The sequence below is a fragment of the Psychrobacter sp. KFRI-CH2-11 genome (assembly GCF_038239325.1).
In the GTDB taxonomy this organism is placed as follows: domain Bacteria; phylum Pseudomonadota; class Gammaproteobacteria; order Pseudomonadales; family Moraxellaceae; genus Psychrobacter; species Psychrobacter celer.
The window spans coordinates 591,115-603,872 of the sequence record NZ_CP151283.1; the positions used below are offsets into that span (position 1 = coordinate 591,115).

At 48.2% G+C, this 12,758-nt stretch carries 9 protein-coding genes; 1 reads left to right on the forward strand and 8 read right to left on the reverse strand.

Annotated elements, in window-relative coordinates; translation table 11 throughout:
- Positions 1-251 precede the first annotated feature (251 nt).
- The gene (locus tag AADH33_RS02505; RefSeq protein ID WP_348549936.1) at positions 252-1,181 is read left to right on the forward strand and encodes a DUF2628 domain-containing protein; all 930 of its coding nucleotides are present in this window, start codon (positions 252-254) and stop codon (positions 1,179-1,181) included.
- Between the two features lie 110 nt (positions 1,182-1,291).
- On the opposite strand, the gene AADH33_RS02510 is transcribed toward AADH33_RS02505, so the two are convergent.
- The 8 genes from AADH33_RS02510 to gmk form a co-directional block, all read right to left on the reverse strand.
- Positions 1,292-3,178: a monovalent cation:proton antiporter-2 (CPA2) family protein gene (locus AADH33_RS02510; RefSeq protein WP_207969609.1), complete on the reverse strand. Its 1,887-nt coding sequence runs from the start codon at positions 3,176-3,178 to the stop codon at positions 1,292-1,294.
- 73 nt (positions 3,179-3,251) lie between these two features.
- A complete protein-coding gene (locus AADH33_RS02515) occupies positions 3,252-3,956 on the reverse strand; it encodes a hypothetical protein (protein WP_348549456.1) in 705 nt (234 codons plus the stop codon).
- Positions 3,957-4,220: 264 nt separating this feature from the next.
- On the reverse strand, positions 4,221-5,390 hold the full coding sequence (locus AADH33_RS02520) for a cation diffusion facilitator family transporter (protein ID WP_348549457.1): 1,170 nt from the start codon (positions 5,388-5,390) through the stop codon (positions 4,221-4,223).
- A gap of 307 nt (positions 5,391-5,697) precedes the next feature.
- Positions 5,698-7,980, reverse strand: coding sequence for a primosomal protein N' (locus tag AADH33_RS02525; RefSeq protein ID WP_348549458.1), 2,283 nt, complete (start codon positions 7,978-7,980; stop codon positions 5,698-5,700).
- 218 nt (positions 7,981-8,198) lie between these two features.
- Positions 8,199-8,579 carry a RidA family protein gene (locus AADH33_RS02530; protein WP_075100471.1) on the reverse strand — a complete coding sequence of 127 codons (381 nt, stop codon included), beginning with the start codon at positions 8,577-8,579 and terminating at the stop codon, positions 8,199-8,201.
- A 253-nt stretch (positions 8,580-8,832) separates the two neighbouring features.
- Entirely contained in the window at positions 8,833-11,031 is a 2,199-nt protein-coding gene (locus AADH33_RS02535) for a RelA/SpoT family protein (protein ID WP_348549459.1), read from the reverse strand.
- Positions 11,032-11,439: 408 nt separating this feature from the next.
- The gene (rpoZ, locus tag AADH33_RS02540) at positions 11,440-11,700 is read right to left on the reverse strand and encodes a DNA-directed RNA polymerase subunit omega (RefSeq protein WP_068403827.1); all 261 of its coding nucleotides are present in this window, start codon (positions 11,698-11,700) and stop codon (positions 11,440-11,442) included.
- Positions 11,701-11,891: 191 nt separating this feature from the next.
- Positions 11,892-12,515 carry a guanylate kinase gene (gmk, locus tag AADH33_RS02545; protein WP_100749974.1) on the reverse strand — a complete coding sequence of 208 codons (624 nt, stop codon included), beginning with the start codon at positions 12,513-12,515 and terminating at the stop codon, positions 11,892-11,894.
- Between the last annotated feature and the right edge of the window lie 243 nt (positions 12,516-12,758).

The window sequence follows — 12,758 nt, forward strand, 5'->3', positions numbered from 1 at the left end:
GAGTGAGATGGCGTCATTATAAGTGATATTGCTGCGACTGTGAATGTGCAATACGTTTTTAGCGGTTTTATACAGTTGTAGGAGATGAGAGTAGATATGACATCAAAGGCGATAGTAAAGACTATCGAGATGATAAAGGCTATTAAAGTATCGAAAGACGTCAAATCGGTGTACACGGGTTTTCTATACAGGTCGGTTGGCGTTATCATATAATGACGATTGATATTTTTGAAAACTTAGAGCGTACTCTCATGTTATTTATCGAAACGGATTCGCCACCGCCGTTTTATCAAGAACAGCTCACAGCAGCCAAGCGCAGGCAGCTGGACAAATGGTTTATTGGCCATCGTAGCCAGCGTTATTATCTAAAACGCTTTGAGGAATTTGATGAGCAAGGGTATTTGTCGCCCAAATGGCACTGGGCGGCATTTTTTATCACTTTTCCTTGGCTGCTATACCGCAAGCGCTATATGGACGCTATTGTCTATAGTGTGGCTGGTTGGTCGTTTATTCAGCTCAATGTGGCGCTGGTTTTGGTCGCATTTGAGTTTGTGGCGATGTCTTATGTCCCTGATGCTTATCAGATGGCCACCCGTATCGGTATTGCGGCGGCTATTTGGCTGTTTTGGTCGTTTATGGTGGCGCGCTGGACGGATGCCTATTATTACCGCATGGCGCGTCGTGAGATTGCTGATGCTATCAATGACTATCCGCGTGATGAGGAGGCGCAAAAGGCGCACCTAAAAAAAGAAGGCGGCGTGAGCTTATTTGGTTTGGGGCTTGGCTTTGGGTTTTTTGCATTTGCGCTATTGGTGATTAAAGTGCAGTTTTTACCTATCGTTGCCAAACCAAAAGAAAACGCGGTGCTGTTTGATACCTATGATATCGCCAAAAACGCCCAAAACCGGGTAGCGCTGATCTATCAGCAGACTGGGCAGTGTCCTGTGCATCTGCCGCTTAGTACCGAGGATCAACAGGTGCGCATGGATATCGCCGCCCAAGCGCCAGGAGTGACCAATACCGATTGCGCCATCATTGCGACCATTCAAAACGTCAGCTTTCCAGTGCGCTACTTAAATGATCAGACCTTGGTCTTTTATCATCTGCCAGATAGCAATGATTGGGCTTGCACCAGCTCACTCAATAAAAAACAATCCCCAAAAAGCTGCCTAGCTGATTGATGCATCGATATCGGCTCAAGGGTGTGCTATCGAGCATGTATCCCAGTCAATGTCGTCAATGTAGTCAAGGACAATGCTTTAGAGTGGCAATAATTTATAATGACAATGCTTTAGGATTTGGAATCAGCGGCGCTGGCATCTTGGTCATCGACAGGCGTTGCTTGACTCTTTAGTGCCTCATAAAAGTCAGTCAAATCCATCTTGCGCGCTTTATCGATATCTTCATCAAATAGACTCTCAAGCTCTGCCATGGCTGACTGCGCCGACTCGATCAGGCTGGCTTCGTCGCCATAAATGGCTTGCTGGCGCTCAATCAAGTCATCATCGTAATCACGGAATGTCTGCACCGTTTCTCGGGCTTTTTCTGGAGAGATGCCCAGCAGCTGTAGCGACTCACGCGACATATCTAACGACGACAGGTAAGTCTCGCGCCAAATATGACGTACGCCTACTTCACGCAAGCGATAATAATGCTGACGATCCCGCGCTCGTGCTAAGACGATCATATCAGGGTAGTTTTTGCGCAAATATTGGGCGGTGGTGATAGAGCGCTCCAAATCGTCAATCGCCAATATAAACACCCGTGCTTTTTTGATACCAGCAGCGCGGAGGATTTCAGGGTTTTTTGGGTCGCCGTAATAGACTTGGTTACCAAATTTACGCACGAAATCAACACGGTTGGCTGAGCGTTCAATGGCGGTAAATTCGATATTGTGCATGCGCAGTACGCGCCCGATAATCTGCCCGACACGGCCAAACCCTGCAATGATGACTTGATGCTCATGATCAGGAATCGCATCGTACTCACGGCTGGGCTTGCTTTTGGCAAATAATGGCTCGCCGATTTTTTCTAGCAATAAAAACGCCAATGGTGTGAGCGCCATAGAGATGGTGACGATGAGGTTTAAGGTGTTGGCAAGCTCAGGGCGCAAGACGTTTTGGGCGCTTGCCACGCTAAAGAGGACAAAGGCAAATTCACCGCCTTGTGCCAGTGTCACGCCCAGCCTAATACTGGTCGGCCAGCGATTGCCTGAGACTTTGGCGATGGCGGTAATCACAGCAAACTTAATCACCATCAACGCAATGGCGCAGCCAATAATAAAAATAGGCTCCGCTAAGATAAGCTTGACGTCTGTGAGCATGCCAACCGACATAAAAAACAAGCCCAAAAGCAAGCCTTTAAACGGCTCGATACTCGCTTCGAGCTCGTGACGATATTCAGAGTCGGCCAGCAATACGCCCGTCAAAAACGCGCCTAGTGCCATTGATAGACCAATCTGACCCATCAAAATCGACACGCCCATCACAATGAAAAGCGCCACCGCCGTGAGCAGCTCAGAGGCGCCACTGGAGGCCACAAACTTAAAAAATGGACGTACCACATAACGGCTGGCAAAAATCAGACCCGCAAATACGGCAAACACTTTACCAAAATACAGCAGGTCATAGCTTTGCTCGCGTACCCCTGACAAAAACGGAATGACCGCCAATAAAGGAATGACGGCGATGTCTTGAAACAATAAAATAGTAAAGGCTTCACGGCCATGAGTGCTAGAGAGCTGCTGCTTTTCGGTCAATATCTGTAAGACAAAAGCGGTGGAGGAGAGCGCAAGGCCAAAACCGACGATAAAGGCAGTATCTAATGCCAAAGAAAAAAACTGGTGCAAAAGCCACATTAGCAGCATGCCAGTGAGGCCAACTTGCAAACCACCGAGGACAAAGATGGAGCGCCGTAGTGCCCAAAGCCGCGATGGTTGTAGCTCAAGGCCAATGATAAACAGCAGCATGACCACGCCAAATTCAGAGAAATGCAGCAAGCTCTCAGCGTCACCTGCCACATCCAAGCCGCTCGGCCCCAAAATCAAACCAGTAATGAGATACCCTAAAACCGTCGCGATACCAAATCGTTTACCAAGGGGTACAAACAGCAGCGCTGCTCCTAAAAAGATTGTAGCTTGTAACATCAAATTTGGTGAGCCGGCGGCGGCAGCGAACATCTGGTATCCTCAAATAGTGGCAAGGTCAAAGACATAATCAAAAACGTGGTCAAAAAAATATCAGAAACCTGCGTTATTTTTTGCGGTAAATTTTCCAAACGCCATTGTCGGCGATGGGGTTGTTATAAGCATCGTTACGGCGCTTACGCGGGGTCTGTCTGCTATCGACGACTTTAAAATCAGGCAACGCATGGACGATAAGACCGGTACGATAAAAGCGTACGCGCTCAGGCTCCATCATCTCACCCTTACTATCGCGGCAAAACACATAAGCACGTAGATCGATAAACTCACGATGCGCCACCAATCTTGCCTCGTCATCGTTATCAAATACTGCTGACATGCGCGCAGTCTCCTCGGCACTATAATCGCCGCATTTATCAATCAGGGCACCGACCGAGCCAAAGCTTTTGGATTCTTTGGCTCGGGCTTTGGTCAGATGCAGGCGCTGCACATGATAAATAAACTGCGGTATCTCGAGGCTGGCTGGCAGTGGCAGATAATCGGGCGGTAGGTTGGCTGCAGGATAAAAAGCCATCGCGCGCTCAAGTAGGGGCTGCCAACGCTGCTGGTAGGCCTGCACCTCTGCTAAGTTACCTTCATAAATAGGCATGTCGCGGATCTGACGCAAGATATCAGGTGGAAACTGCTCGTCACGAAACTGAGCAATATCGTCTTGCAGCGTCGATAGCAAAACTTTGGCGTGTTTTTTGCCCTCTTTTGACGTTGGGTTGTCAATATAGTCTGGGGCGACAAAGGGCGCGGAACGTCTAGACATAAGATCACATCGTCAAGGAATCGGTTAAAAAATAACAAGTCAGTTTATCTGCCATGGCAAATCAATCAGTAAAATGGCAGTTTATAATTATTATAACCATATAAACACCAGTAAAAGGATTTTTTTAAATAGGATAAGTAAAGTTTTGCTAGAAATTGTTGAGATGGGTTGGCGGTGGTAGGTTGGCGGTAATGGGTAAGTAATAAGCAGAATGGGCAATTTTTAACCCATTTAGGTGACTGTCGATTAAATGGAGGGCACGCCCTAATGACTATGCCCGATATGGCTATTCACAGAGCTTTGCTGCTTTGATATGTCGCAGACCAATGCATCGCTATGGGCGCTGGTCTGCGGGTGTGACAAGCTTTCAACCTGAATGGTGGCGTGATGAATACCAAGCGCAAGCAAACCTTGCTCAAGATTGGCAATCAATACGCTGGCATCCGAGATTCTCATATCCCCATCGACCACCACATGGCAAGATAGCGCATTTAGCCCGCTGGTGATGCTCCAGACATGCAGGTCGTGGACTTGTTTTACTTGTGGATGGGCAAGCAGTTTGTCTTCGACATCCACCAGCGATATGCCTTCTGGCGTGCCCTCCATCAAGATATGTACCGAATCACGTACAACGCGGTAACCACTCACTAAGATAAGTATGGCGACGATCACCGACGCTGCGGCATCGGCCCAAACCCAGCCAAACCCCATCATCAGTAATGCAGCGACAATAGCGGCCACTGAGCCCATCAAATCACTTAATACATGCAAGTAAGCGCTTTGCATATTGAGGTTGACAGGCTCTTTTGGGTCAGCACTTTTGGCTTTTATATGGTCTTCATTTGCTCCATGGCTGTGGGTGTGCCCATCGCTGCCGCTACTACCACGATGCATCAGCCAAGCGACCAAGATATTAACCAGCATACCGATGGTGGCGACGATTAACATACCTTGGGTGGCAATCTCTGGCGGTGAGTTAAAACGTTTGATCGCTTCATAAAAAATCATCAAGGCGATAATTACTAGCGTCGCACCATTGACGGTGGCCACGATAATCTCAAAGCGTTTATAGCCAAAGGTCTTTTGATGGGTGGCGGCTTTTTCGCCGATTTTAAATGCCATCAACGTCGCACCAAGGGCGATGGCGTCGCTGAGCATGTGTCCTGCATCAGAGAGTAACGCCAAGCTGCCTGTCAGTAAGCCACCAATCGCCTCGATAAACATATAGCCTGTGATGATCACAAAGCTAATCAGTAACGTACGCTGATAGCCTTTGGTATCTCTTGGGGCGGTGTTTTGCTCTAGGTGAGTGTCATGATCATGAGCGTCTTGATTGCCAGCAGTATAGTTACTATCGCTGTTTTTATAGACATCAATAGGCTCACTTGGAGGTAAATGCTTATTTTGCTTATGACTGGGATCTTCTTGACTCATAACGTTACTCAAATTTATTAAGACTTATGGTAAATAACTTCAAGGATTAATGATAAATCTAACATAGTCGAGTATTAGAAGCTGTAACGACGAGGTAAAAATACAGCCAGTAAGCTATAGTCGATTTACTGTAAAAGTGACATGGTGCTACTGGTATGAATTTTCCTTGCGTGCTGTTATCACAGAGGCTGCGCAACATTCATTCCAGTAGCACTCTTCAATTTATCACCATGTTATTTTGAATTGACTATACGTTTAGGAGCCTAAGAACAATAAGAGGAAACGGTGATAAGTTTGAGGTGTCAGCCTACCAGCCAACAGGGTCGATATCTAAAGTGAGTTTTAGATATTTAGCGCTGGGTAGCGCCAGTACGGGTTGCCACCAGTGGCTTAGTACTTGGTGAAGTTGCCCGCGCTCTTTGGCGATGAGGAGTAGCTGGGCATGGTAGCGGCTGTTTTTTTTGCTCATGGGCGCATCGATGGGGCCGAGCACGGCCAAATTGTGGTTACTGGGCAAGATAGCGATGGCATCTTTGAGCGCTTGCATGGTGACGGCTAGGGCTTTGCCTTCGCAGCGAATCAACGCGGCATGGGTATAAGGCGGCAGTCCCATCATTTTGCGCTCTTGTAGTAGCTCTCGCGCAAATGACAGGTAGCCGTCTTTTACCAGTTTTAGCAGTAGCGCATTGTCAGGCTGTAGCGTTTGGATTAACACACGTCCTGCTTTGTCTCCGCGTCCTGCCCGACCGGCGACCTGAATCATCAGCTGCGCGGTATGCTCAGGTGAGCGAAAATCCGCGGACAAAAAGCCGCGATCGGCGTTGGGTAAGCACACCAAGGTAACGTTTGGAAAGTGATGGCCTTTGGCGACCATCTGCGTGCCAACTAATATGGCAGGATCACCTTGATTGATACGCTGATAAATATTTTCCCAGCTGTCTTTGCGCCTTGTGGTATCACGATCGATTTGAATGATAGGGTATAGGACTTTGCTGGTTTGCGGATTGGTAAAAATCGCGTGCAAATTTTCGCTAAGCCTTGTCGTGCCTATACCTTTGGCATCCAAGTTTTGACTGCCGCAGTCAGGGCACACCGCTGGAATATAAGCTTGCCAGTCGCAGTGGTGGCATTTGAGATAGGCGTTACTGCTGTTTTGGCGGCTATAGTGTACTGTTAAATGCGCATCACAGCGTGGACAATCTGCTTGCCAGCCGCAAGCTTCGCACAATAAAACAGGTGCGTAGCCGCGCCGATTTAAAAACACCAGCACCTGATCGCCAGCTTCTAGAGTTTGCCGTATTGCCCCAATCATGGCGTCTGTCAGTCCAGTATCGTAGCGGGCGCCGTCATCCGTTGTCTGCTGGTGCGTACTTTGCAGACGCGCATCGATAAGCTGCATGGGCGCAGGCTTGGCATTGCCTGGCCGTGTCGATAGCTGACATTCTACCAGTTTGCCATCATCGACCAGTTTTAGATGCTCAAGCGAAGGGGTGGCGGTGCCGAGTATGACGGGGATGTTGTATTGCACGCCGCGATAAAGCGCGACATCTGCGGCGTGGTAGCGTAGGGTGTCTTGCTGCTTATACGAGCCATCATGTGCCTCGTCAACGACAATCAACCCTAAATCGGCAAAAGGATAAAGCACTGCTGAGCGCGTGCCAATGATGATTTGAGCGTGTCCTGTACGGCAGTCTTGCCAGCCCTGAAGACGATGCGTGTTGTTCATGCCAGAGTGTAGCAGTACGATATCTGCGGCAAAACGGCTGGCAAAACGGGCGCGCGTCTGCGGTGTCAAGCCAATCTCTGGCACCAAAATCAAAACCTGTTTGCCCGCTTCAAGTACCGCTTGCATGACTTGTAAATACACTTCGGTCTTACCGCTACCAGTAATGCCGTTTAATAAAAACCCAGTGTAACGGCCAGCTTTATGAGCGGCGATGATGGTGCTGACCGCCTGTTGCTGCTCGTCATTGAGATCAAGCGGCAGTTTGGCCAGTTTGACAGGCGTCGGCGCTTGTTTTGGCTCGATATAGCGCTCAATGAGTCCTTTTTCTTCCAGTGTCTTTAAAAAAGGCCGCTGCATGCCTTCTAATAATAAGACGTCCTCGCTGGCACCGCGCTCGCCGTGCAATTTGAGCATATCAAACTGCTGTTTTTGTTTTTTGGCATTGGGATGAAAGTCGTCATCAGTGATGTTCGGCAGTATGCGCCAGTGCGTGATCAAAAGATCAAGCGGCTTGCCTTGACGCACCAGCGTCGGCAGGATCACGCCAAACACATCGCCCAGTGGATAGTGATAGTAGCGTGCCAGCCAGTAAGCAAGCTTTAGCATCGTAGCGTTTAGGATAGGCTCGTCATCCAAGCATCGATAGATAGATTTGAGCTTATTTAGTGGTACGCTGCTATCGGCAGCAGCGATATGAGCAACCACGATACCGATAAGTGTCTGCTGACCGAAAGGAACTTCGACACGGCTACCGATTGCTGGACGCGTGCTAGGCTCAGCGGTTGGGGTAGCCTGCGTAGCTGCTGGCAGGCGATAGTCAAATACCCGGTAAAGGGGCACAGGTAGAGCAACTTGTACCAACATAAAAGGCGTCGCCGTCTTATTAGAGAGATGTCATTGCCACAGACGATGATTTACATGGTCGGCATAGGCAGTATTAGGACATTAAAGTCGAAATAACGCCGCATTAACCAAAAATATTTGAATATTTAACAGACTCTATTCAGCTATTCACTGCTAAAAACCAATAAGCCTAGCAGGGTGCTAAGCTTATCGTTACAACACAGATATGAGTGGTAGGCTTACTCAATATACATGATGGCTTCGATCTCAACCACGCCGCCCTTTGGCAACGCGGCGACTTGTACCGCCGCGCGCGCTGGGTATGGCTCGCTTAGGTTGGCGGCAAACACATCGTTGAGCACGGCAAAGTCGCTTAGATCGGTCAAAGAAACGTTGAACTTCACTACGTCACTTAAGCTACCGCCAGCGGCTTCACAGACGGCTTTTAGATTGGCAAATACTTGCTTGGCTTGTGCTTCAAAGCCTTCTTTTAGCTCCATGGTGTCTGGGTCAAAACCCAGCTGACCTGAGACATAGACAGTGTTGCCAACTTTGACGGCTTGTGAGTAAGTGCCAACGGCGGCAGGTGCTTTGTCTGTTTGGATGGTTTGACGAGTCATAGGATATCCTTGTTATCTGTTGTTAGATGGGTTTATCAGTTGGGTTTTGAGCATACAGTGGCAGCCTGTACTGTCTTGCTGCAAGCTGCCCAGTTTAGCATTATTTACTGCTGTCTAAAAACCTCTGAGCATCGCGCCGTGTTTTATAATTTGCCGCGTCGTCAAAAGCTGCTTGTGCGATCGTCAATCCAATATAAACACGACTTGATAGCCATATGTCTGATTTATTTGGATTCGACGACAAAGCGACACGCTATAGCTGATATAGACGGATAATATTGGGGAAGCCGAGTAATGAGCGCAGCTCGCGGATACCCTGCGCTAAGTGGTTGCGGCTACGTACCACGATATGGAGGATGGTATCGCTGCTGCGAACATCGATTTTTTCGACGCCCATATTGAGCTGGCGCAAGTGATAAATCACTTCACTGATTTGCTCATCGCTCAAGGCAATAGAGAGTTTAAGATAAGCGGGGAAACGAACCTTACCGTTATTTTTGATCCCCGTCTCGCCCGCCTCGCTTTGGTTAACAGCTTTATCGCTGCGCCAGCGCAGTTGAATGACCTGATAAGGATTGTCTTTACGAATGTCATCAAGTGAAAAACATTTATGACGATGGACGACCAGACCGTGGCGTGATAAATGGCCAACGATAGGGTCGCCGTAGATCGGATGACAGCAGTTGGCAAAGTTGATCTCAACCCCTGAGGCGTTGACGATCAGCTGCTGCGGCTGGGTCATATCAGCGCTATGCTCTTGCGCGTGTAGGTCGTTGACTTCGTCACTAAATAAGCGGGTAACGACCAGCTGCGGCAGCAATGTGCCAGAGCTGATTTGCTCAAATAAGGTGTTTTTTTCTGTCAAACCGCGCCATTCAGTTAGGTTTTTCCAGTCGTTGTCTGTCAGATCGTCAAGGCTTTTTTGATAAGTCTTAAGCGCGCGATCTAAGGCTTGCTTTCCATGATGCTGTTTGTCAGCAGCGGACAAGTCTTTAAACCAGCGCAATATCTCTTCGCGGGCCTTGTTGGTGGCTACAAACCCAAGCCACTCTGCTTTTGGCTCTGAGTGGTTGTCGACCTCGATTTCAACCAGTTGGCCATTTTTGACCACCGTGCCCAGTTTGGCTTTTTTGCCATCGATATTGGCACCGACAGCGACGTTGCCGACCATCGGGCCGACAGCATAAGCAAAGTCTAGGGCGGTGGCGCCTTGCGGCAGCTCGTAGGCTCGGCCTTTGGGGCTATAACAAATGATTTTGCTAGAGTGTAGATAGTCCATCAGCTCGTTAATAGTAGAGACGGCCGCCGAAAAGTCAGGACTGCCATCATTTAAGCTGTCTTCTTCGACCAAGTCCTTCATGTTACGCAAGGACGCTTGAATGACTGATTGACTGACATCAGAGGCGTGCTCAGCACCGATGACTCCAAGCCTTGCCGCGCTTTGCATTTGCTTGGTCAAAATCGTGACTTTGACCACGTCATTGTCGCGCTCGTAGATGAGCGTCAGCGACTGATTGCCACCTGGCAGCGGGCGGCGAATATTATCAGCAATATGGGTGTCGTCGATTTGGTATTTTTTGATCAGATAATAGGCGAGCTTATCGCAAGCTTCGATATTGTCGAGTACGATCTCAAACGCATAATGACGCAATAGCGCACTGATTTCGCCGCGGTTGCGAAAAAACTGTCGGTAAATCACCACGCGGTTGTCCAAGACCTTGACCAGACCGTTTAGATCTAAGTTATTTAACACGATACTCAGATAGCGATGAATGGCTTCTCGTTGAAAATTGCGCCCCAAGCCGTGTTGCAACAGCTTATCTGAGAGCTTGTTGTACATCTCAGAGTCAAGATTGCGATAGCACAGTACCTCGATATAATCGGCGATGTCATTGAGACCCATCAGCCGCGCAAAGGGCACATAAAAATCCAGCGTTTCTTGTGCGGTGGTGCGCTGTTTTTCTGGGCGTACCGCATCCAATGTCGACATATTGTGCAGGCGATCTGCCAGCTTGATGATCAATACTCGTGGATCTGCGAGGGTCGCGGTCAAAATCTTATGAAAAGTGGCGGCTTTGTTTTCTTGCTTATTGTGTGCCGAGGATTTGAGCTTGGTGACGCCATCGACCAATCTGGCCACCGTTTTACCATAGCGCTCAGCGATTTGCTCATCACTGACCTCAGTATCCTCCACCGTATCATGCAAAATCGCCGCAATGATGGTATCTCGATCCAAGCGAAAACCTGCCAATATCTCAGCGACCGCAATAGGGTGGGTGATATAAGGCTCCCCTGACTTGCGCTTATCCTTGATATGGGCAATGTCACCAAACTCACAGGCATCGATAACATCACGGCGCTCGGCGGCAGTGAGGTAGCCTACTGAGCGCAATAAGTTATATTGAGCATCATCGACTAGGTGATGACTGAGTTTGGGCAAGGTTTGAATCATAAAGTGACGATCCTATGTTTGATGACTGGATTTTATGACCAGTTTTTATGGCTGCTTTTTATGACCGCTTTTTATGGCTAGGCAACTGCGATAACAATCAATCATCGATCAAGATAAACGGCGGCTGACAAAATATGAGCTCTTTATAGAAAACGCGAGAGCGGGAGCCGTGCACCTTCTAATTAATCGTAAATCGCATTCAATGTCAACAGCTAAGCAAATCGCGCGGCAAAAAATCTAAAAAATCCTACTCAGTGGTATATTTTGGAGTCTCAGTGGTGATTACAACTGATACAACCAAAAAACCACAGCCTATGCTGTGGTCTCTTTTGTCATGATGATATGACGGCTTTTGGGGCATATATAGCCCGCCTTAATCTGGTTGGTCTATCAAACCACGATTAAAGATTAAAAGCTATGATCACCTGACAGGGCTAAGTCTAATGAGCTGGTTGCAAAGTTATGCTCTGGCTGATTTAAAATATCGCGGGTGATTTTGCCAGCAGCAATCTCACGTAATGCCAAAACCGTTGGTTTGTCATTATCGACATCAACCATTGGCTCAGCGATACCTTTGGCCAATTGACGGGCGCGCTTGCTTGCGACTAAAATCAGCTCAAAGCGATTATCTACGTTATCTAAACAATCTTCAATCGTCACTCGTGCCATAAATAGCTACCTCGGTTGTTTTTATTAAGTGGCGAGGATGGCCGCCACTCAATAAAAATAATATCAAAAATATATAAAGGGGGATAGCTAGATATTATAGCATTTTTTGCCCCGCCGCGTCGTTGCTTTTTTATCTCTACATCACAAAATCTGGCACGCCGCCCTTTTAACGCGTTAATTTGTCTGACGTTTTAGTCTGCCTGAGTGCCGAGCAGATTGGCGATGGTGCGATGGTAGCGCTGCTGCTGGCGGCTTAGGGTCTGCCTGTCAGCGACGATAATGGCCTTTAGCTCAGTCAATGCCACCTCAAAGTTGTCATTTATAATCACATAATCAAAATGGACGTACTGCGCCATTTCCGCCACTGCACCGGCCAAACGCTGCTCGATGACCTCCATCGAGTCTTGCGCGCGTGTCGATAGACGCTGACGCAGGGTGTCGATACTGGGCGGTAAAATAAAAATCATCACCGCGTCCGTAAAGATTTTTTTGACTTGTAGCGCCCCTTGCCAGTCAATCTCTAAGATGACATCGACGCCTGCGTCTAACTGCGCCCGTACGCTTTGCTCTGAGGTGCCATAGTAGTTGCCAAACACCTCAGCATGCTCCAAAAACTGATTGTCATGGATGGCGGCGACGAATTTGTCGACATTGGTAAAATGATAATGCTGACCATCGACCTCGCCTGGACGCGGCGCGCGCGTGGTATGTGACACACTGACAGTCAAGTCATTGGTGGTAGCCAATAGCTGTTTTACCAGTGAGGTCTTGCCAGTACCTGAAGCGGCGGTGATGATAAATAATGAACCTGTCATACAGTGTGTCCTAGTAGCGAGTGCCCTAATAAATATAAAAAGCTGGTAAAAAGAAAAATCGCCATCATTTATGGCGATAGCAGGGTTGATTGGTACCGTAATAAACAGCCGTTACGCATAATAAAGCCCCTGCCCATCAGTAGGCGGTAGTCACATGACTACTACGTACTAACTGTGACCGGCGCGGGAATTTCAAAGGCAATAAAAGCAAATTATGCTACAGTAACGCATGGGTTTTATCCC